This window comes from Micromonospora sp. CPCC 206171 (assembly GCF_036906755.1).
Lineage (GTDB): Bacteria > Actinomycetota > Actinomycetes > Mycobacteriales > Micromonosporaceae > Micromonospora > Micromonospora purpureochromogenes.
Window position 1 is genome coordinate 48,978 of record NZ_JBAKHT010000012.1, and the last position, 20,805, is coordinate 69,782.

Below are 20,805 nucleotides of genomic sequence, written 5' to 3' on the forward strand. Positions count from 1 at the left end.
ATACATTTCACTCGCTGTGATGTCACTGCTGCGCTGCGCCATCTTCTTCGATCATCTTCGCCATCCAACCCTCGTTGGAGAGCGAGATGATCCGCTCGGCCTCGGCGACGAACGCGTCGTCGTCGGTCCAGCCGTGCCCGGTCTCGCGGGTCACGCACAGCCGGGCCAGCTGGTCGGCCGTCCGGGCGAACTCGATCTGCTGGGCCTCGTACTGCTGCGCGGCCCCGTAGCCGACCAGGGCGGTCGTCACGGTCGCCGCGACCCCGAGCCACGCGGTCAGGCCCAGCCCGTCGCCGAGCACCCCGACGGTCGCGGCGAGCAGGGCGCTGGCCACGGTCACCGCCGTCGCGGCCCACCGGACGCGCGCGGCCAGTCGGGCCATCCGCCGCGCCATCGGGGTGTAGTAGCCCGTCACCTCCCCCCGCACCCGGGCGGTGAGATAGCTCGGCACGTCCTCGACGTCGGGCAGCGGCCGCGCGACCGGCGCGAGGCCGACGGTCCGCCCGGCCAGGTCACCCGAGTCGTCGAGCAGGGTGTCGGCGCGCCGCAGCAGCACCGCGTCGCGGTCGGCGCCGGCGAACGGGGCCACCCCGGCCAGGTAGCGGTGGACGTCGGCCTTCAACGCCTCGGAGACCGACCGCAGCCGGGTCCACGCGTGCACCGTGTCCCGCGAGGTCCACCTCGCCGCCACCGGCACCAGCAGCAGCGCGGCGGCGGCGAGGATGGCCAGCGCGCGGCTGGCCGTCCGGTGCGGCTCGCCGAGCTGGGTGGCGAGCGAGCCGGCGACGGCGGCGCCGATGGTGAGGCCGACGACCGTACGCCGCGCGCGCACCACGCGCCGTTTCTCGGCCACCGCGGCCTGCGACCAGACGCTCTGCCGCTGCCAGACCATCGTGAGCGCCGCCGACGCATCGAAGTTCGCCACGCCCGCATGGTAGGTCAGCCGCGCCCACGGCCCGGGGACGCCGGGCGGCGGACGGGTCTAGCCGCGGGTCAACCGCTCGAGGTGCTCGGCCTCCCCGGGCGACGGCTCGCTCGGTCCGCTCAGCCGCAGCCGCCAGCGGGTCGTCCCGCCGTCGGGGCCGCGCAGCTCGCCGCGCGCCAGGGCACGGTCGATGTCCTGCCGCACCCGCTCCTCCCGGTGCGGTTCGGTGGCGAAGAGGATGTGCAGGCGCACCTCACCCCCGGACCGCTCGGCCCGGGTGTGGTGGGACGCGACCGGACAGGGCGGCTCGTGTTCCCAGTGGCCGCACAGGACCGTGGTGATCGCCGCCCCGGGCGCGCCCGGATCGGCGTCCGGCGCCATGTCGAGTACCGCCTGGTGAGCGAACCCCTGCCGCATGGCCACCATTCTGCCCCTGCCAGGCGCCGGCAGCCCATTGGTCGGGCCAGGTCAGGCGGCCGCGCCGGTGATCTCGGCCACCATGACGGACAGGGCGAACATGCCGGATTGCCACCGCTCTGCGCCGGTGCCCGCATCATGCACCTAGCGGCAAACCGCGCGAGCCGGGCAGCGCCCGCCCCGAGGCCCCGACAGAGATCACCTGTTCAGACCGCGACGGGTGGACCTCCGTTCACCAGACCGAAACAACCGGATGAGCCCCACCATCATCGGTTGCCTGAGTCAACCCATTGATATCAATGTTTGCGCGTGTGATCGTGCCTCCAGCACGTCGCCAACCCCCGGCGGCGCGCGACGGCCGGTCGTCACTCCGGGCACGCCGGCAGCTCCGGAGACCGCCGTCGCACCTGCTTTCGCTCGACCGGCGCGCCACCCCACCGGGCAACGGACGCGCCGACCCAGAACAGGAGCGCCCCTTTGAAGATCTCACCTCGCCTCGTCGCGCTCTCCGGCGCGGCAGCGGCCGGCCTGCTCGCCGCGGGAACAGCGGCGGCAGTCCAGGCCGCACCCCCGAGCCCCGCCCCGGCACCCGCCGAGGCCCGCGCGCTCGCCGCCAACGCGGCCAGCTCCCTGGTGGCCAGCCGGCCGCAGTACCTGCACGCCGGCGCCAACGACGGGTTCGTCCAGAAGCCGGTCATCTCCTCGGAGGGCACCCAGTACGTGCCGTACGAGCGCACCTACAAGGGCCTGCCGGTGGAGGGCGGCGACTTCGTCCTGGCCACGAACTCCGCCGGCCAGGTCACCTACGCCTCGGTGGCCCAGCAGCGGCCGCTCGGCGAGATCGCCACGACCCCGAAGCTCACCGCCGCGAGGGCGGAGAAGACGGCCCGCGCCCAACTGCGCACGGTCGCCGGGGTCGAGGGCACCACCCTCGTCGTCTACAACCTCGCCGAGACGCCCACGCTGGCCTGGCAGACCACCCTCACCGGCACCTCGGCCGAGGGCCCGAGCCGGCTGACCGTCGACGTGGACGCCGCGACCGGAAAGGTGCTGCGGAACCGGGAACGGGTCATGGACGGCACCGGCACCGGTTACTACAACGGGCCGAGCCCGCTGGCGCTCGACACCACCCTGTCCGGGAGCACGTACTCGCTGAAGGACCCGAACGTCGCCAACCAGAGCTGCCAGGACGCGGCCACCAACACCACGTTCTCCGGCTCGGACGACGCGTGGGGCAACGGCAGCGGCACGAGCAAGGAGACCGGCTGCGTCGACGCGCTCTTCGCCGCCCAGACCCAGCACAGGATGCTCTCCCAGTGGCTGGGCCGCAACGGCGCCAACGGCACCGGCGGCGCCTGGCCGATCCGGGTCGGCCTCAACGACCAGAACGCCTACTACGACGGGACCCAGGTCCAGATCGGCAAGAACACCGCCGGTCAGTGGATCAGCTCGATCGACGTGGTCGCCCACGAGATCGGCCACGGCATCGACGACAGGACGCCGGGCGGCATCTCCGGCGGCAACACCCAGGAGTTCGTGGCGGACACCTTCGGCGCCGCCACCGAGTGGTTCGCCAACGAGCCGTCCACCTACGACGCCCCGGACTTCCTGGTCGGCGAGAAGATCAACCTGGTCGGCAACGGCCCGATCCGCAACATGTACAACCCGTCGGCGGTGGGTGACGCCAACTGCTACTCCAGCAGCATCCCCACCCAGGAGGTGCACGCCGCGGCCGGCCCCGGCAACCACTGGTTCTACCTGCTGGCCATGGGCAGCAACCCGACCAACGGCCAGCCGACCAGCCCGACCTGCAACGGCAGCACCGTGACCGGCCTCGGCATCCAGAAGGCCATGAAGATCATGTACAACGCGATGCTGCTCAAGACGTCGTCCTCGTCGTACCTGAAGTACCGCACCTGGACGCTGCAGGCCGCCAAGAACCTCTACCCGGGCAGCTGCGCCGAGTTCGACACGGTCAAGGCCGCCTGGAACGCCGTCAGCGTCCCGGCCCAGACCGCCGACCCGACGTGCAGCACCAGCCCGACGCCGACCCCGACCACCACGACCACCCCGCCGTCGGGCAGCTGCTCCGGCCAGAAGCTGGCCAACCCCGGCTTCGAGTCCGGCAACGTCAGCTGGACCGCCTCCTCGGGCGTGATCACCAACTCGACCAGCCAGGCCGCGCACGGCGGTTCCTACAAGGCCTGGATGGACGGGTACGGCTCCACCCACACCGACACCCTGTCGCAGTCGGTGAGCATCCCGGCCGGGTGCCGCGCCACGCTCAGCTTCTGGCTGCACATCGACACGGCTGAGTCGGGCACCACCGCGTACGACCGGCTGACCGTGAAGGCCGGCAGCACCACCCTGGCCACGTACTCCAACGTCAACGCCGCCGCCGGCTACGTGCAGAAGACCTTCGACGTCTCCTCGCTCGCCGGCACCACCGCGACCATCTCGTTCAGCGGGGTGGAGGACAGCTCACTGCAGACGTCCTTCGTGGTGGACGACACCGCGCTCACCCTGAGCTGATCCGACCCGTACCACCGGCGGTCGGTCGCCGCGTCCCGCGGCGGCCGACCGCCGTCGTTTCGCGGCGGCGCCCGCCGGGCGCACCGCCGCACCCGCAGATGCGACCGTTCACCCACCATGACCCTCGGGCACGCGAGCCTGGTCGCCGCTTCCGCCACGCAGACGCGAGCCGCTAGGGTGACCCGGTGACCGTGTTCCGGATCAGCGAGGCCGCCGAGCTGTTGGGCGTCAGCACCGACACCGTGCGGCGCTGGGTGGACGCCGGGCGCCTGCCGGCGACCCGGGACGAGCACGGCCACCGGCTGGTCGACGGCGTCGAGCTGGCCGGCTTCGTCCGGGCCCAGGCCGCCGAGCCGGACGGGCGCGCCGAGTTCTCCTCGGCCCGCAACCGGCTGCGCGGGATCGTCACCGCCGTCGTCCGGGACACGGTGATGGCGCAGGTCGACATCCAGGCCGGCCCGTTCCGGGTGGTCTCGCTGATGAGCCGCGAGGCGGTCGACGAGCTGGGCCTGACGGTCGGCTCGGTCGCGGTCGCCGTGATCAAGTCCACCACGGTCGTGGTCGAGCGGGCCGCGCCGCTGCTGCGCGGGAGGAACAGCTGTTGACATCCTCCCCTCCCTGAAGGGAGGCGATTCCCCGTGGTCGCCCGTGGGGTTTCCTGCTTCATCGCCGACTGCCCGTAGGGAGGACTCCCGTGAGGTCTTACGTCAGCTCCACAGGCGTTTCACCTCTCCGCCAGCCCGGCGGCGAGGATGTTCCTGGCGGCGTTGACGTCCCGGTCATGCTCTGTGGCGCATCCGGGGCAGGTCCACGACCTGACGGTCAGCGGCATGGCCGTGGTGATGCGGCCACACGTCGAGCAGGTCTTGGACGACGGGTACCAGCGGTCGACCGCGATCACCGTCCGCCCGTACCAGGCGGCTTTGTACTCCAGCATTGCGCGCCGGTCCGACCAGGCAGCGTCGGAGATGGCACGGGCCAGACTGTGATTGCGGATCATGTTGCGCACGTTGAGGTCTTCGATCACGACCGTTTGATTTTCGCGGACGAGTCGGGTGGCCTCGTTCAGGAACGCCTCACTGAGGGGAGGGAGTGGCGTTTCCTTTCCCACCTGAAGGCGGGAGTATCCACGCCACAACACTGATGACGAGGATCCGTACCGCCCTGGCCGTCCTGCCGGTGGTGGCCGCCCTCGGCCTCGCCGGCTGCGGCGACGCCGACGACGGCGACCCGAGCGGCGTCGCCGGCACGGTGACCGTCTTCGCCGCCGCGTCGCTGACCGGGTCCTTCACCACCCTTGGCCGGCAGTTCGAGGACGCGCACCCGGGCGTACGGGTCACCTTCAACTTCGCCGGCAGCTCGGCCCTGGCCACCCAGATCACCCAGGGGGCCCCGGCGGACGTGTTCGCCTCGGCCGCCCCGAGGAACATGGCCACCGTCACCGACGCCGGGGCCGCCGACGGCTCCCCCACCGTCTTCGCCCGCAACCAGCTCGTCATCGCCGTGCCGAAGGGCAATCCCGCCGGGGTCGCCGGATTGGCCGACCTGACCCGGCCCGGCGTCAAGGTGGCGCTCTGCGCCGAGCAGGTGCCCTGCGGCGCGGCCGCCACCAGGGTGCTCGGCGCGGCGGGCGTGAAGCTGACACCGGTGACGCTGGAGCAGGACGTCAAGGGCGCGCTGTCCAAGGTGACGCTCGGCGAGGTCGACGCCGCGCTGGTCTACCGCACCGACGTCAGGTCTGCCGCCGCGAAGGCCGACGGCGTCGAGTTCCCCGAGTCCGCCGACGCCGTCAACGACTACCCGGTGGTGGTGCTGAAGGACGCGCCGAACCCGACCGCCGCCCGCGCCTTCGTCGCGCACGTCCGCTCCGACCAGGGCCGGGCCGTGCTCACCGACGCCGGCTTCCAGCCGCCCACCGGGTCGTGACCGCCGCACCGGAGGCCGCTGCGCCGCGTACCCGGCGGCGGCCCGGCCGGCGGGTGCCGGTCGCGCTGCTCGTACCGGCCGGGCTGGGGCTGCTCTTCCTGGTGCTGCCGCTGGCCGGGCTGCTGGCGCGTACCCCGTGGGCGACGCTGCCGCAGCGGCTGACCGCGCCGGGCGTGCTCACCGCGCTGCGGCTGTCGGTGCAGTGCGCCACCCTGGCCACCCTGCTCTGCCTGGCCTGCGGCGTACCCCTGGCCTGGCTGCTGGCGCGGGTGGAGTTCCCCGGCCGCCGGTTGGTGCGGGCCCTGGTCACCGTGCCGCTGGTGCTGCCCCCGGTGGTCGGCGGCGTGGCGTTGCTGCTGGTGTTCGGCCGCAACGGGCTGATCGGGCGGTGGCTGGACGGCGCCTTCGGCCTGACCCTGCCGTTCACCACCACCGGCGTGGTGCTCGCCGAGGCGTTCGTGGCGATGCCGTTCCTGATCATCGCGGTCGAGGGCGCGCTGCGCGGCGCGGACAGCCGCTACGAGGAGGCGGCGGCGACCCTCGGCGCGGGCCGGTGGACCACCTTCACCCACGTCACCCTGCCGCTGATCGCCCCCGGCGTCGCCGCCGGCGCGGTGCTCTGCTGGGCCCGGGCGCTGGGCGAGTTCGGGGCGACGATCACCTTCGCCGGCAACTATCCCGGCCGCACCCAGACCATGCCGCTCGCCGTCTACCTGGCCCTGGAGACCGACCTGGACGCGGCGATCGTGCTCAGCCTGATCCTGCTCACCGTCTCGGTGGCGATCCTCGCCGGGCTGCGCGACCGCTGGATCACCGGCCCGTGAGCACTCCGCTGCTCGACGCTCACCTGGTCGTCGACCGGGGCGCCTTCCGACTCGACGTCCGGCTGACCGTCGGCGCCGGCGAGGTGGTCGCGCTGCTCGGCCCGAACGGCGCCGGCAAGACCACCGCCCTGCGCGCCCTCGCCGGGCTCCAGCCGCTGACCGCCGGCCACGTCCTGCTCGACGGCGTCGACCTGGACCGGCCCGACCGGGCCCGCTGGATCCCGCCGGAGCGGCGCCGGGTCGGCGTGGTGTTCCAGGACTACCTGCTCTTCCCGCACCTGAGCGCGCTGGACAACATCGCGTTCGGCCCCCGCCGGCAGGGCCTCGACCGGCGGGCCGCCCGCGAGCAGGCGGCCGGCTGGCTGGACCGGGTCGGGCTGTCCGGGCACGCCCGGAGCCGGCCGCGGCAGCTCTCCGGCGGGCAGGCCCAGCGGGTCGCCCTGGCCCGCGCGCTCGCCGTACGCCCGCGGTTGCTCCTGCTCGACGAGCCGCTGGCGGCGCTGGACGCCCGGACCCGCCTGGACACCCGGGCCCACCTGCACCGGCACCTGGCCGATCACGACGGCGCGACGCTGCTGGTCACCCACGACCCGCTGGACGCGCTCGCCCTGGCCGACCGGCTGGTCATCGTCGAGGACGGCCGGGTGGTGCAGGAGGGGGACGCCGCCACCGTCACCGCCCGGCCGCGCACCGACTACGTCGCCCGCCTCGTCGGGCTGAACCTCTACCGGGGCCACGCCGACGGGCAGCGGGTACGCCTCGGCGACGGCTTCGCCCTGGTCACCGCAGACCGGCTGGACGGCGACGCCTTCGTGGTCTTCCGGCCCGCCGCCGTGGCCCTGCACCCGCGGCGGCCTGACGGCAGCCCCCGCAACACCTGGCCGGCCACCGTCGCCGGAGTGCAGCGGCACGGGGACAACCTGCGGGTGCAGCTCGCCGGCCCGGTCCCGGCCGCCGCCGACGTCACCCCGGCCGCCGCCGCCCAGCTTCGCCTGCAGCCCGGGCAGCGGGTGTGGGCGGCGGTCAAGGCCAGCGAGACCCGGGCATACCCGGCGGGGCCGGTAGGCTAGCGGTCCGGCTCCGGCTCGAAGACGTCCGGGACGCCGTCGTGGTCCTCGTCGGCGGTCTCGATCTCGTGCACCCGCCGGTAGACCCGGGTGCGGGCCCGCAGGATCACCGTCGCCAGCAGCGCGGAGAGCAGCGAGCCGGTGAGCACCGCGACCTTGACGTGGCCGTCACGCGCGCTGCCCAAACCGAAGGCCAACTCGCCGATCAGCAGCGACACGGTGAACCCGATCCCGCCGAGCAGCGCCAGGCCGAGCACGTCGAGCCAGTTCAGCCCCTCGTCGAGGTTGGCCCGGGTGAACCGGGACACCAGCCAGGTGGCGGCCAGGATGCCCACCGGCTTGCCGACCACCAGGCCGACCACGATGCCGGTCGCGACCCGGTCGGTCAGCGCGGTGGCCAGCCCGGCCAGGCCGCCGACCGTGACGCCGGCGGAGAGGAACGCGAAGATCGGCACCGCCACCCCGGCGGAGATCGGCCGGAACCGGTGCTCGAAGTGCTCGGCCAGGCCCGGCCCGGCGTCCGGCCCGCCGGCGGCCTCGCTGCGCAGCACCGGGACGGTGAAGGCGAGCAGCACCCCCGCCACCGTGGCGTGCACTCCCGAGGCGTGCACGAGCGTCCAGGTCACGGCGGCCAGCGGCAGCAGCAGCCACCAGGACCGGACCCGGCGCTGCACCAGCACGGCGAAGAGCGCGAGTGGCACCAGCGCGGCCAGCAGCGGGGCCACGGCGAGGCTGGAGGTGTAGAAGACCGCGATGATGACGATGGCGAGCAGGTCGTCGACGACCGCCAGGGTGAGCAGGAAGGTACGCAGCGCCGACGGCAGCAGCGGTCCCACCACCGCGAGCACCGCCAGGGCGAACGCGATGTCGGTGGCCGTGGGGATCGCCCACCCCCGGGCACCGTCGACCCCGGCGATGAGGACGAACAGCACCGCGGGTACGACCACCCCGCCGACCGCCGCCGCCACCGGCACCGCGGCCCGGCGCGGGTCGCGCAGGTCGCCGGCGACGAACTCGCGTTTGAGTTCCAGCCCGGCGACGAAGAAGAAGACCGCCAGCAGCCCGTCGGCGGCCCAGGTGGCGAGGGTGAGATCGAGGTGCAGCGACGCCGGGCCGACGGTGAGGTCCCGCAGCGCCCGGTAGCCGTCCGCCCAGGGTGAGTTCGACCAGAGCAGCGCGAGCAGCGCCCCGACGAGCAGGAGCGCCCCGCCCACGGTCTCCTTGCGGAGGATGGCGGAGATGCGGCTGGTCTCGCCCCAGGAGCGGCGGGCGAACAGGCTGGTACGGCGCCGGGGGGCGTCGGTCACGGGGTCTCCTCGTCGGCAGGGGTCGCGTCATCCACCGCCGACCAGACTTCCCGGCACACCAGGGCCAACCCTATCCCCGCCCCCGGCCGACGGCCCGACGACCCGGCGACGCGGACGCGCCGGCGGGCCGGTCCACGCGCGCCGGGTACCCCGCCGGCAGCGGCCCGAACCACGACGGCGCCGTGGACGCGGCGACGCCCGGCCGGTCGTCCGGCCGGGCGTCGTCACGGTGCCCAGGTGCTGGGGTCAGAGGCTGAGCTTCTGACCGGGGAAGATCAGCCCCGGGTCGGCGCCGACCACGCGCCTGTTGCGCTCGTACAGCGCCTGCCAGCCACCGGCCAGGTCCCGGGCGTCGGCGATCTGCGACAGGGTGTCGCCCGACCGCACCACGTACACGTCGCCGGTCGCGGCCGGCGCGCTGCGCCGCTGGCTGCGGGTGCTGTGCTGCTCCCGCGAGGACCGCTCGGTGGAGGCGGCCTTCGACGAGTTCCGCGAACTCGAGCGCCGCTCCGACTTCTGCGACTTCTGCGACTTCTCGCTGGTGGTGGCGTAGCTCTTGGTGGAGCCGCCCTTGCGGCCGCAGGTCGGCCAGGCGCCGATGCCCTGACCGTCGAGCACCTTCTCGGCGATGGCGATCTGCTCGCCCCGGCTGGCCAGGTCGGCGCGGGAGGCGTACTTCTTGCCGCCGTAGCCGGCCCAGGTGCTCTGCGAGAACTGCAGGCCGCCGTAGTAGCCGTTGCCGGTGTTGATGTGCCAGTTTCCGCCGGACTCGCACTGGGCGATGGCGTCCCAGTTGACGCTGGCGGCGCTCGCCGGCGACGCCGGCGCCAGGACGGCGGCGACCCCGGTGACCGCACCGACGGCGAGCGTGCCGACGGCGATGCGGCGCGAGCTGACCCGTCGGTGACGGGCGGTGTATTCAGTTGCCATGTGGATTCCTCCACGCCGACGAGGTGAGCTGTCGGGTTCGGGCCGAGGAGCCCGGCCGCCGTGGGCGGCTTCACCCCGAGGTGACGTGCACCGAGGAACGTGTGGGTCCCCCGCTCCATGCCCGCTGACAAAGGTCCCACCGGCCGGCGGCATGGATTAGGCGTTACCGGCCGTGGTGTCCGCGATCGCGAACACGAACGACGTTAGGAACTGTTTCGGGCGATTGCCCACTTCTTGTGAAGTTCTTCACCCGGCTGAGCGACGGGCCCTCGTCTGCAGTTGCAGACGGTCCCCCGGTTTGGACAATGTGCGGGCTCTGCGCGGCGGACGCCCTGTCCGGGGCAAGCCGGAGCTGTTCCGGGTACGCACAATGGACGCCTCAGCGGCGGCTCAGCGCGGGGGCGGCCGACGACAGCCATACGGGCGATCAGCCCCGACAACCGGGTGTCGGCGTAGGACACCTGTTCGACATCCTGCGATAATTCGGCGTGGCCCTCACACCCGAGCAGGCTCGCCTGCACCTTCCCCGCTTTCTCGCGCTGGTCGAGAAGACTGCGACCTGCTGGTACCTACCCGGGCGCGCACGTGAGAACGGCTACGGCACCCGCGTGGTCACGACACATTCGTCGTCGGCAGGTCACGTAGTAACGGCGAGTGCCGCGAATGTGCGAGAGCCTACGCGCGGCAGAAATACGGTTACCAGGGGACGGCAGCCGATCTGAAGAGGCGATGTCGCAACGGGCACGTACGGACGGCTGAGAACACCAGAACGGCCAACCGAACCCGGGACGGTAGGCAACGAACTGAGCGATTGTGTCTCGACTGCCGCCGCGAGGCGGTGTCGCGGTACGAGGCGAAGCGCCGACAGCCGACTCCGAGGAAGGATCAGCAGGGCCTTGGGCCGGACGGCGGCTAGAAGGACCGGACCGTGCCCCCACCGTGACGGCCAGCCACGACAGCGGTGAGGAGACGGGCCAACAGCCTCGGCAAAGCTGCGGACGAACTCCACCGCCGACGAAGTGGTCGGTCCGCGTACCGTGGCGGCCCTGCGCGGCGGTCACGCCGATGCCGGTGGTGACTGGCGGCCGGCCGACGACGCACGCCCGGAGGCAGACGGGGCACGCGGACGCTGCGGCGTGGCGGCACCGGTGGGGACGGGGCCTTCGTCCCGCGCTTCGACGGTCCCGGCCCGGTGGGCGAGCACCGGGCCGGGACCGTCGTCGCGTCAGAGGGTGCGGGCCAGCCGGTCGGCGAGGACCCGGGCGAACCGGGCCGGGTCGGCCAGGTCGCCGCCCTCGGCGAGCAGCGCCATGCCGTACAGCAGCTCGGCGGTCTCGGTGAGGGCGGCGGAGTCGCCGCCCTGCTCGTGCGCCACGCGCAGGCCGGTGACCAGCGGGTGGGTCGGGTTGAGTTCGAGGATGCGCTTGACCTTCGGCACCTCCTGCCCCATCGCGCGGTACATCTTCTCCAGCGTGGGCGTGATGTCGTGCGCGTCGCCGACGACGCAGGCCGGCGAGGTGGTCAGGCGGGAGGAGAGCCGCACCTCCTTGACGCTGTCGGCCAGCGCGCCGCCGAGGAAGGCGAGCAGGGCGGCGTACTCCTTGGTCTGCCGCTCCCGTTCCGTTTCGGCCTCCTGGCGTTCCTGCTCGGTGTCCAGGTCCACCTCGCCCTTGGCGATCGAGCGCAGCGGTCGGCCGTCGAACTGCGCGACCCGCTCCACCCACACCTCGTCGACCGGGTCGGTGAGCAGCAGCACCTCGTAGCCCTTGGCGCGGAAGGCCTCCATGTGCGGCGAGTTCTCCAACATGGCCCGGGTCTCGCCGGTGGCGTAGTAGATCTCCTCCTGGCCGTCCTTCATCCGCTCGACGTACTCGCGCAGGGTGGTGGGCTCGGTGGCGTCGTGGGTGGAGGCGACCGAGACGATGTCGAGGATCGCCTGCTGGTTGTCCGGGTCCTCCAGCAGCCCCTCCTTGACCACCCGGCCGAACTCCGACCAGAAGGTCCGGTACCGGTCGGCGTGCTCGGTGCGCATCTCCTTGACGGTGGCGAGCACCTTGCGGACCAGCCGGCGGCGCACGATCTGGATCTGCCGGTCCTGCTGCAGGATCTCCCGGGAGATGTTCAGCGACAGGTCGTGCGCGTCCACCACGCCCTTGACGAAGCGCAGGTAGTTGGGCATGAGCGCGGCGCAGTCGTCCATCACGAAGACCCGCTTGACGTACAGCTGCACCCCGCGCCGGCCGTCGGCCATGAACAGGTCGAACGGGGCATGCGTGGGGATGAAGAGCAGCGCCTCGTACTCGAAGACGCCCTCGCCCCGCATGTGGATGGTCTCCAGCGGGTCGGCCCAGTCGTGGCTGACGTGCCGGTAGAAGTCGCGGTACTCCTCCTCGGCGACCTCGTCGCGCGGCCGGGCCCAGAGCGCCTTCATCGAGTTGAGGGTGACCGGCTCGGCGTCGGGGGTGACGAGCCGGATCGGCCAGGCGATGAAGTCGGAGTACCGCTTGACGATCTCGCGGATCTTGCCGTGGTCGGTGTAGTCGGCGAGGTTGTCCTCGCTGTCGGCCGGCTTCAGGCGCACGGTGACGGAGGTGCCCTGCGGGGCGTCGTCGACGTTCTCCACCACGTAGGTGCCCTCGCCGGTGGACTCCCAGCGGGTGCCCTCGGTCTGACCGGCCCGGCGGGTGAGCAGGGTGACCGTGTCGGCCACCATGAACGTCGAGTAGAAACCGACCCCGAACTGGCCGATCAGGTCCTGCGCGGCCGCCTCCCGGGACTCCTTCAGCTTGCGCAGCAGCTCGGCCGTGCCGGAGCGGGCAATGGTGCCGATCAGCGAGACGACGTCCTCGCGGGACATGCCGATGCCGTTGTCGCGCACGGTGAGGGTACGGGCCGCCGGGTCGGTCTCGATCTCGATGTGCAGGTCGGCGGTGTCGGCCGCCAGGTCCTTGTCGACCAGCGACTCCAGCCGTAGCTTGTCCAGCGCGTCGGAGGCGTTGGAAACCAGCTCACGCAGGAACACGTCCTTGTGCGAGTAGATCGAGTGCACCATCAACTGCAGCAGTTGACGCGTCTCGGCCTGGAACTCCAACGTCTCGGTCCGGCTGCTCACACCAACCTCCTCATCGGGCTGTTTCGGTCCACGGGACAGGATCCGCGGGAGAAGGATACGAGCTGTCGTGGTCGCCCGGTCACCGCCGGTCGCCGTCCGGGCGGCGGACCAGCAGGCAGGCCTGCGGGGTGGATTCCGTCCGCCCGTCCCACTCCTGCGGCTCCCGGCACAGCTGGGCCCGCACGTCCAGCCCGGCGGCGTCCAGCAGCCGCGCCACCCGCTCGGGCCGGCGGCGGTGGAAGGTGAGGGAGACCGGAAGCCCCCACGCGTCGGTGAGGTGCAACGGCTCGTCGCCGACCTGGAAGGCCAGCAGCAGGTGCCCGCCGGGGGCGAGGACCCGGTGGAACTCGGCGAAGGCGGCCGGCAGCCGGTCGTCGGGCAGGTGGATGACCGAGTACCAGGCGACCAGGCCGGCGAGCGCGCCGTCGGGCAGGTCGAGCTCCAGCATGGATCCCTCGGTGAAGCGCAGGTCGGGGTGATCCCGCCGGGCCTGCGCGACCATGCCCGGCGACAGGTCCAGGCCGGCCGCGTCCAGCCCCAGGTCGTGCAGATGCCGGGTGATCCGGCCGGGGCCGCAGCCCACCTCCAGCACCGGCCCGCCCCCGCCGGTGAGCACCAGCTCGGCGAAGGCCGCGAGCATGGCCCGCTCGAGCGGGCGGGCGGCCAGCTCGTCGCGGACGAACTCGAGGTAGCCGGCGACCATGGTGTCGTAGGAGGTGCGGGTGGCGGTGAGGAAGTCCGGTTCGGTCACGACCGCCGACCCTACCGCCGGGCGGCCGGCGACAGGGTCCGGCGGGACCTGCCGCCCGTACGCGTCGCGCCCCGCCCGTTCCCGGCCACGCCGGCGGGTATTCTGCACCCGGTCCGCAGCCCAGTCGCAGGAGGTCGTCGTGTCCAGGGACACGGAGCGCAAGCTCATCGCCTCCAACAAGAAGGCCCGGCACGACTACACCGTCCTGAAGACGTACGAGGCGGGGATCGTGCTGGCCGGCACCGAGGTGAAGTCGCTGCGGGAGGGGCGGGTGTCCCTGGTCGACGCCTTCGCCCAGGAACGCGACGGCGAGATCATGCTCTACGGCCTGCACATCGCCGAGTACGGCTACGGCACCTGGACCAACCACCAGCCCCGCCGGACCCGCAAGCTGCTGCTGCACCGGGTGGAGATCGCCCGGATCCTGGAGAAGCTGCGCGACGGGGGCGTGACGCTGGTGCCGCTGTCGATGTACTTCAGCAACGGCTGGGCCAAGGTCGAGCTGGGCCTGGCCCGGGGCCGCAAGTCGTACGACAAGCGGCAGGCGCTCGCCGAACGCGACGCCAACCGGGAGATCGCCCGCGAGCTGGGCCGCCGCCTCAAGGGCCGCCGCCCCGCCTGAACACCCGTACGGTTCACCGCGGCGATGTTCCACAAGACTTCTTGTACATCACGTCTTGTACGTCTAGCCTGTTCCCATGTCCGAGGACGAGTCGACCCTGCACCTCACCGATCCGCGCGCCATGCGCGCGCTGGCCCACCCCACCCGCCTGCGACTCCTCGGCGAGCTGCGAACACGCGGCCCGCAGAGCGTCGGCATGCTCAGCGAGCTGGTGGACGAGGCCGTCGGTTCGGTCAGCTACCACCTCGGCAAGCTCGCCGAGCACGGCTTCATCCGGGAGGCTCCCGAGCACGCCCGCAACCGCCGGGAACGGTGGTGGCGGGCGGCGCACGACCGCACCAACTGGGAACCCGTCGAGGTGCTGCACGACCCGGAGCGCAAGCTCGCCTCCGACCTGCTGCGCCGGGCCTCCTTCCAGCGCTACGTGGAGCGGTTCCAGGCCTACCTCGACAGCGAGGCCACCCTCGGCCCGGAGTGGGTGCGGGGGACCACCAGCAGCGACCAGATCATGCACCTGACCCCCGACGAGCTGCTCGAGTTGCGCGGCGAGCTGGCGGAGCTGGGCGCCCGCTGGCGGGCCCGCAGCGATCCCGACCGGCCCGGCGCCCGCACCGTCACGCTGATCTGGCAGGCCTACCGGGGGCCGCAGTGACCGCCGCGCCCCGCCATTGGAGCCCGCTGCTCGGCCTGCTCGTCGGCCACACGGTCTCGCTCACCGGCAACATGCTCACCTACATCGCCCTGCCGCTCTACGTGCTGGCCGAGACGGGCTCACCGGCGGCGACCGGCCTGACCGGGGCGTTCGCCGCCGCGCCGGTGGTGCTCGGCGGCGCCCTCGGCGGCGTGGTGGTCGACCGGATCGGCTACCGCCGGGCCAGCGTCGTGGCCGACCTGGTGTCCTGCGCGACGGTCGCCGCCATCCCGCTGCTCGACGCGACCGTCGGCCTACCGTTCTGGGCGCTGCTCGCGCTGGTCTTCGCCAGCGGCCTGCTCGACACGCCGGGGCAGACCGCCCGGACCGCGCTGCTGCCCGAGGCGGCGACCGCCGCCCGGGTGCCGATCGAGCGGGCGATCGGCTGGTTCGAGGCCACCGAACGGGGCTCGCGACTGCTCGGCGCGCCGGTGGCCGGACTGCTGGTCGCGGCTGTCGGCGCGCTGCCGGTGCTGGCCGTGGACGCCGCCACCTTCGCCGTCTCCGCGCTGGTGGTGGCGCTGCTGGTGCCTCGCGCCATGCGCCCGGCCGAGCCGGCGCCAGAGGAGTCCGGCGGATACTGGCGGAACTTCGCCGCCGGGGTGCGGTTCCTGGTCCGGGAGCCGCTGCTGCGCGCGGTGGTGCTGCTGGTGCTGATCACCAACTGCTTCGACGCGACGAAGAGCAGCGTGCTGCTGCCGGTGGTGGCGACCCGCGAGCTCGGCGGGGCCACCGCGTTCGGCCTGCTGGTCGGCGCGATGGGCGGCGGCGCGCTGGTCGGCTCGCTGCTGTTCAGCGCCGTCGGCCACCGGCTGCCCCGCCGCGCCACCTTCGTCACCACCTTCGCGGTCGCCGGCGGGCCACCCTTCTGGGCCCTGGCCGCCGCGCCGCCACTGCCGCTGGTGGTCGCGATCTTCGCGGTCTCCGGTCTCGCCGCGGGGGCGATCAACCCGCTGATCGGCGCGGTCAAGCTGGAGCGGGTGCCCGCGCACATGCGGGCCCGGGTCTACGGGGTGGTGGGGGCCGGCTGCTGGGCCGCCATGCCGCTCGGCGCTCTCGGCGCCGGCCTGGCCACCGACCGGTTCGGCCCCACCGCCACCCTGGTCACGATCGGCACCGCCTACGTCCTCGTCGTGCTCACCCCACTGCTGGGCGGCCCGTGGCGCCGGATGGGCCGGCCGGCGACGGTGGCCGAGCGGCCGGCCGACCTGGCCAGCACACCCGGCTGAGCCCCGGCCGGCCGCTGGTTGCCGGGGCGGCGCCGGCCCGCGCCGCCCCGGCAATGAACGCGGGACATTCGCCGTTGCGCACCGCAGCCGCGGCGTCGCCGGCGTATCCATGCGCGGCGGCCGCGCCGCGCGCACCCCGGCGCTGCGGCTTAGACTCCGGACATGAGGCGTGGAGCTTGACCAGCGAATCAGTGCGTTCCGTGCCGCCAGGACATGTCTGCTGGACCTTCGACGACACGACGGTCTTCGACACCCGGGCACAGCGGTTCCTCCTCGCCGGCCTCGACGCCGGCGAACGGGTCCGCTACGTCACCGCCGAGCCGGGGGACGTCGCCCTGGCCCGGTGGCAGGGCGTCCCGCGCCTGCGCGAGGCGCTGCGCGGTGGGGCGGCGGAGGTGGTGTCGGTGCGCGACACCTACGGCGAGCGGCACGTCGTCGACCCGGCCGCCCAGGTCGCCGCCTACGCCGCGTTGACCGACGCGGCCCTGGCCGACGGTCACGCCGGCCTGCGGGTGGCCGCCGACGCGACGACGCTCGTGGTCACCGCGGAGCAGCGCGCCGCCTTCACCCGCTACGAACACCTGGTCGACCGCTACATGCGGGTCCGGCCGATGTCGGCCGCCTGCGGGTACGACCGGCGGGTGCTGGACGGCCGGGCGATCGAGGAGCTGGCCTGCCTGCACCCGGCGGCCGATCCGGGGACCACCCTGTTCCACCTGTACGCGGGGCGCGAGGAGCTGGTCCTCGCCGGGGAGCTGGACACCTCCAACCAGGACGTCTTCGACACCGCGCTCACCCGCGCGCACGTCGACGACCCGGCCGGCGAGCTGGTGGTCCGCGCCGACGAGCTGCGCTTCATCGACCACCGGAACCTGATCCACCTGCACCGGCACGCCGCCCGTCGCGGCGGCACGGTGGTCCTGCACACCCCGCTGACCTCCGCCGCCCGGCTGGTCGAGCTGCTGGGGCTGTCCCGCGTCCGGGTCGCGGTGGTGGCGCGATGAGGACCGGCGCGGCCGCCGGGCATCGCGGCTACTTCCACGAGGCCGTCTGCTACGGCTCCGACGACGATCTGCTCGCCGTCGTGGTGCCCTTCCTCACCGGCGGGGTCGCCGCCGGGGAGCCGACCCTGGTCGCCTTCGGCGAGCGCAACACCGCGCTGGTGCGCGCGGCGCTCGGCCCGGACTCCGGGGTGTCGTACCTCGGCGGTGGCGACGTGTACGCGCGACCGACCGCGGCGATCAGGTCGTACCGCCAACTGCTGGCCGACCACGTCGCCGCGGGGGCGGGACAGATCCGCATCATCGGCGAGCTGCCCCCGTCGGCGTTCGGCCCGACCTGGGACTGGTGGGCCCGCTACGAGTCGGCGATCAACCACGCGTACGACGACTTCCCGCTGTGGAGCATGTGCGCGTACGACACCCGCACCACCCCATCCGCGATGCTGGCGGACGTGGTCCGCACCCACCCGCGCACGGCGATGCCGGACGGGCGGCACGTGCCGAACGAGGGCTACACCCCGCCGGAGCTGTATCTGCTGGAGAACCGGCCGATCGTGCCCGATCCGTTGCAGGCGGGCGCTCCGGCCGTCGAGCTGCACGACCCGACACCGGCGCGGGCCCGCGAGGCGGTGCACGAGGCCGGTCGCGGCCGGCTGAAGGTCGACGACGTCGACGACCTGGCCGTGGCGGTGAGCGAGGTGGTGACCAACGCGCTGCGACACGGGCGGCCACCGGTGCGGTTCCGGCTCTGGGTCGGCGAGGACCGGATCGTGGTGAGCGTCGAGGACCGCGGCGCCGGGCCGAGCGACCCGTACGCCGGTCTGCTGCCCGCGGGGGGCGCGGCGCCGGGCGGGCTCGGGCTGTGGATCACCCATCAGTCGTGCAATCACGTCGCGATGCACCGCGGCGCGGATGCCTTCACGCTGCGCCTGACCGCAGGCAACCCGCACGTCACGCCCTGACGGGCGGCGGCCGGCCCGACGGGGCGGGTCAGGCGCGGGGCCGGTCAGTCGCGGAGCAGGTCGGCGTGGACGGCGCGCAGCCGGTCGAGGGTGCGGTCGGTGCCCGGTGGGACGCGCTGGTCCAGCTCGGCCCAGAGCTCGGCGAGGGCGGCGGTGACCGCGCGCAGCTCGGCGGCGTGCCGGCGGGCGCCGTGGCGGTGCGCCTCCTCCAGGCGGCGGGCCCAACCGGCGGTGACGGCGGCGAGGCGCTCACCGTCGGCGCGGGCCTGGGCGGCGGTACGGGCCGCGGCGGCGGGCACGATCGCGGCGACCGGGCGGGAATCGCCGTCGCGGGTGACCAGGGTGACCGTGTCGGTCAGCTCGGCCATGGCGATCAGCTGGGTCAGCCGGGTGCGCAGCTCGCGCAGCGGCAGGGAACGGGGTCGACCACTGTGGTCGGTCAGCGCGGGGGCAGCCATGCCACCCATGCTGGAACCGGGGTACGACATTTACCGTCGTGACGGTCCGTCGGGGCGGCGGCGGTGCGGCCGGAAGGGGGCGGGTGGGCGGCGGCCCGCCCCGCCCCCGGTCGGTCAGCTCGCCTGCAGGGTCACGTCGTCGATGACGAAGCTGGTCTGCAGCGACGAGTCCTCGGTGCCGGTGAACTTGAGGGTGACGGTCTGGCCGGCGTACGCGCCCACGTTGAACGAGCGCAGCACGTAGCCACTGGCGGCGTTGAGGTTGGAGTACGTCGCCAGGGTGGCGGTGCCCACCTGCACGGTCAGCCGGTCGTACGCGGTGCCGGTGGTGGTCTCGGCGGTGTCGATGTGCAGGTAGAAGGCGAGGGTGTACGTCGAGCACCCGGCCGGCACGGTCACCGACTGCGACAGCGTGTCGGTGTGGGTGCTGCCGTAGCCGTCGAGCCACGCCTTGTACGACCCGGTGCGGGCCGGCTGGCTGGCCGAGTTGGTGATCACGCCCGAGGTGGCGGTCCACGGGGTGGTGCCGGACTCGAAGCCACCGTTGCCGATCACCTGGCCGCCGGCGCACCCCCCGGTGCCGGTCACGGTGAGGCTGTAGGTGGCGGTGCGGGTGACCGATCCGGTGCCGGTGACCGTGATGGTGAAGGTGCCGGTGGTGGCGGTCGACGAGGCGCTGACGGTCATCGTGGCGGAGCCGCCGGAGGTGACCGACGAGGGGCTGAACGACACGGTCACGCCGCTGGGCGCGCCGGTGGCGGAGAGCGTCACCGGCTGCGGGCTGCCGCTGGTGGTGGCGGTGCTGACGGTGGCGGTGGTGGACGCGCCCCGGGCCACGCTGCCGGAGGTCGGGCTCACCGACACCGAGAAGTTGTTGGTCGGGGTGCCGGTGCCGACCGCGAGCTGCCAGATGGCGTACGCGACGCCGTCGGCGCTGCGGTTGAGCACGGTCGCGCTGATGTTGCTGGTGGTGTCGCAGGAACGGTGGTAGCAGGGGTCGTACGCGGCGTTGGCGGTGCCGCCCCACTTGGTCGCCTGGGCGCTGGTCTTGCGGGCGCTGGCGCCGGCGGCGTACCCGGAGGTGGGGATGCCGCCCTGCTGGAACGAGTAGTCGTCCGAGCGGCCCTGTCCCTCGACGTTCTCCTCCGGCTGCAGTCCCAGCGAGTCCCAGTACGCCTTGAGCGGCGCGGCGGTGGTGGAGGTGAGCCGGTTGATGAAGTAGCCGCCGTTGGTCGAGCCGACCATGTCGAAGTTGTAGTAGCCCTTGATGTAGCCGCGCTGGGTGGCGTTGAGCGAGTTGACGTAGAACTCCGAGCCGTTGAGGCCCTGCTCCTCGTCGGTCCACCAGGCGAACCGGACCCGCTTGGTCATCGACGGGTTCTGACTCGCCAGCACCAGCGCGTTCTCCAGCAGGGTGGCCGAGCCGGAGCCGTTGTCGTTGATGCCCGGGCCGGCGGAGACGCTGTCCAGGTGCGCGCCGAACATGACGACCTGGTCGGCGGGGCCCTGCGGCCACTCGGCGATCAGGTTGTTCGACGGGTACGTGCAGGAGGAGCAGTACTGCTCGCTGACCGTGTAGCCGGCGGCCTGGAGCCGGGTCTTGAGGTAGTTGACCGACGCCGTGTAGCCGGCCGAGCCGGCCCGCCGGGTGCCGCCGTTGTTGGTGGCGATGGTCTGGAACTGGGTCAGGTGGGCCTGGACGTTGGTCACCGAGATGTCCGGCGCCGCGAGGGCGGCGAGCGGGGCGGCGGCCGGCGGGGTGGCCGTGGCCGGTGGCGCGGCCAGCGTCATCGTCACGGCGGCGAACACGGCGAGGGCGAGGCCCTTCGTCGGCGTGCTACGTCTCATGCGAACTCCTCGTGGGGTCGGCGGGCGTGGCCGGATCCCTGGCCGGGGTCAGGTCGGGGTGGACGGGATCTCGCGGCCCGGGGGTGAGGTCGCGGCGGTCACGCCGGGGAATGAAACACTGACATGTATCAATCTCCCGGTCAACCGGCCGAACGGTGTCACAATCCCGGCCCGTCGAAGAGCACGCCCGTCCCCCGCCTCAC

Annotated in this window: 19 protein-coding genes and 1 riboswitch; of the genes, 10 read left to right on the top strand and 9 right to left on the bottom strand. The window is 73.1% G+C overall.

Annotation, left to right across the window (positions count from 1 at the left end):
- Positions 1 to 22 precede the first annotated feature (22 nt).
- Both V6U89_RS15870 and V6U89_RS15875 read right to left on the bottom strand, forming a co-directional pair.
- On the bottom strand, positions 23 to 925 hold the full coding sequence (locus tag V6U89_RS15870; RefSeq protein WP_334571924.1) for a DUF4231 domain-containing protein: 903 nt from the start codon (positions 923 to 925) through the stop codon (positions 23 to 25).
- Between the two features lie 57 nt (positions 926 to 982).
- Entirely contained in the window at positions 983 to 1,342 is a 360-nt protein-coding gene (locus V6U89_RS15875) for a hypothetical protein (protein ID WP_334571925.1), read from the bottom strand.
- Between the two features lie 477 nt (positions 1,343 to 1,819).
- Here V6U89_RS15875 and V6U89_RS15880 point away from each other — a divergent pair, with 477 nt between their 5' ends.
- Positions 1,820 to 3,874, top strand: a complete 2,055-nt coding sequence (locus V6U89_RS15880; protein WP_334571926.1) for a M4 family metallopeptidase — start codon at positions 1,820 to 1,822, stop codon at positions 3,872 to 3,874.
- Positions 3,875 to 4,059: 185 nt separating this feature from the next.
- Positions 4,060 to 4,479: a TOBE domain-containing protein gene (locus tag V6U89_RS15885; RefSeq protein ID WP_210775216.1), complete on the top strand. Its 420-nt coding sequence runs from the start codon at positions 4,060 to 4,062 to the stop codon at positions 4,477 to 4,479.
- A 119-nt stretch (positions 4,480 to 4,598) separates the two neighbouring features.
- Here V6U89_RS15885 and V6U89_RS15890 read toward each other — a convergent pair whose 3' ends face one another.
- Positions 4,599 to 5,015: an RNA-guided endonuclease TnpB family protein gene (locus V6U89_RS15890; RefSeq protein ID WP_334571928.1), complete on the bottom strand. Its 417-nt coding sequence runs from the start codon at positions 5,013 to 5,015 to the stop codon at positions 4,599 to 4,601.
- 2 nt (positions 5,016 to 5,017) lie between these two features.
- Between V6U89_RS15890 and modA the strand changes: the two genes are divergently transcribed.
- From modA to V6U89_RS15905, 3 genes are read left to right on the top strand one after another with little or no spacing between them, the layout of a single operon-like run.
- Positions 5,018 to 5,800: a molybdate ABC transporter substrate-binding protein gene (gene modA / locus V6U89_RS15895; RefSeq protein WP_334571929.1), complete on the top strand. Its 783-nt coding sequence runs from the start codon at positions 5,018 to 5,020 to the stop codon at positions 5,798 to 5,800.
- Positions 5,797 to 6,624, top strand: a complete 828-nt coding sequence (locus tag V6U89_RS15900; protein WP_334571931.1) for an ABC transporter permease — start codon at positions 5,797 to 5,799, stop codon at positions 6,622 to 6,624. Before modA ends, V6U89_RS15900 begins: the two co-directional genes overlap by 4 nt.
- On the top strand, positions 6,621 to 7,694 hold the full coding sequence (locus tag V6U89_RS15905; RefSeq protein ID WP_334571933.1) for an ABC transporter ATP-binding protein: 1,074 nt from the start codon (positions 6,621 to 6,623) through the stop codon (positions 7,692 to 7,694). Before V6U89_RS15900 ends, V6U89_RS15905 begins: the two co-directional genes overlap by 4 nt.
- Here V6U89_RS15905 and nhaA read toward each other — a convergent pair.
- The 4 genes from nhaA to V6U89_RS15925 all read right to left on the bottom strand — a co-directional run bounded on the left by nhaA (position 7,691) and on the right by V6U89_RS15925 (position 13,791).
- On the bottom strand, positions 7,691 to 8,998 hold the full coding sequence (nhaA, locus tag V6U89_RS15910; RefSeq protein WP_334571935.1) for a Na+/H+ antiporter NhaA: 1,308 nt from the start codon (positions 8,996 to 8,998) through the stop codon (positions 7,691 to 7,693). The two genes, V6U89_RS15905 and nhaA, sit on opposite strands and share 4 nt — an antisense overlap.
- A gap of 246 nt (positions 8,999 to 9,244) precedes the next feature.
- Positions 9,245 to 9,928 carry a transglycosylase family protein gene (locus V6U89_RS15915; protein WP_334571936.1) on the bottom strand — a complete coding sequence of 228 codons (684 nt, stop codon included), beginning with the start codon at positions 9,926 to 9,928 and terminating at the stop codon, positions 9,245 to 9,247.
- Positions 9,927 to 10,101, bottom strand: a riboswitch (cyclic di-AMP (ydaO/yuaA leader). (Overlaps the previous gene by 2 nt.)
- A gap of 1,052 nt (positions 10,102 to 11,153) precedes the next feature.
- Entirely contained in the window at positions 11,154 to 13,040 is a 1,887-nt protein-coding gene (gene htpG, locus V6U89_RS15920) for a molecular chaperone HtpG (protein ID WP_334571938.1), read from the bottom strand.
- A 79-nt stretch (positions 13,041 to 13,119) separates the two neighbouring features.
- The gene (locus tag V6U89_RS15925) at positions 13,120 to 13,791 is read right to left on the bottom strand and encodes a class I SAM-dependent DNA methyltransferase (RefSeq protein ID WP_334571940.1); all 672 of its coding nucleotides are present in this window, start codon (positions 13,789 to 13,791) and stop codon (positions 13,120 to 13,122) included.
- Positions 13,792 to 13,930: 139 nt separating this feature from the next.
- Here V6U89_RS15925 and smpB point away from each other — a divergent pair, with 139 nt between their 5' ends.
- From smpB to V6U89_RS15950, 5 genes are all read left to right on the top strand, one after another.
- On the top strand, positions 13,931 to 14,413 hold the full coding sequence (gene smpB, locus V6U89_RS15930) for an SsrA-binding protein SmpB (RefSeq protein ID WP_088961840.1): 483 nt from the start codon (positions 13,931 to 13,933) through the stop codon (positions 14,411 to 14,413).
- A gap of 76 nt (positions 14,414 to 14,489) precedes the next feature.
- Complete coding sequence (locus V6U89_RS15935; protein WP_334571941.1) at positions 14,490 to 15,065, top strand: ArsR/SmtB family transcription factor; 576 nt, start codon at positions 14,490 to 14,492, stop codon at positions 15,063 to 15,065.
- The gene (locus tag V6U89_RS15940; RefSeq protein ID WP_334571942.1) at positions 15,062 to 16,333 is read left to right on the top strand and encodes an MFS transporter; all 1,272 of its coding nucleotides are present in this window, start codon (positions 15,062 to 15,064) and stop codon (positions 16,331 to 16,333) included. Before V6U89_RS15935 ends, V6U89_RS15940 begins: the two co-directional genes overlap by 4 nt.
- 200 nt (positions 16,334 to 16,533) lie before the next feature.
- Positions 16,534 to 17,337 carry an MEDS domain-containing protein gene (locus tag V6U89_RS15945; RefSeq protein WP_334571943.1) on the top strand — a complete coding sequence of 268 codons (804 nt, stop codon included), beginning with the start codon at positions 16,534 to 16,536 and terminating at the stop codon, positions 17,335 to 17,337.
- Positions 17,334 to 18,296 carry a sensor histidine kinase gene (locus V6U89_RS15950; RefSeq protein ID WP_334571944.1) on the top strand — a complete coding sequence of 321 codons (963 nt, stop codon included), beginning with the start codon at positions 17,334 to 17,336 and terminating at the stop codon, positions 18,294 to 18,296. The genes V6U89_RS15945 and V6U89_RS15950 overlap by 4 nt, the downstream gene beginning before the upstream one ends.
- 44 nt (positions 18,297 to 18,340) lie before the next feature.
- Here V6U89_RS15950 and V6U89_RS15955 read toward each other — a convergent pair whose 3' ends face one another.
- Together V6U89_RS15955 and V6U89_RS15960 are read right to left on the bottom strand one after the other, a co-directional pair.
- The gene (locus tag V6U89_RS15955; protein WP_334571945.1) at positions 18,341 to 18,754 is read right to left on the bottom strand and encodes a type II toxin-antitoxin system Phd/YefM family antitoxin; all 414 of its coding nucleotides are present in this window, start codon (positions 18,752 to 18,754) and stop codon (positions 18,341 to 18,343) included.
- A 114-nt stretch (positions 18,755 to 18,868) separates the two neighbouring features.
- Positions 18,869 to 20,602: a M28 family peptidase gene (locus V6U89_RS15960; protein WP_334571946.1), complete on the bottom strand. Its 1,734-nt coding sequence runs from the start codon at positions 20,600 to 20,602 to the stop codon at positions 18,869 to 18,871.
- Positions 20,603 to 20,805: the final 203 nt, after the last annotated feature.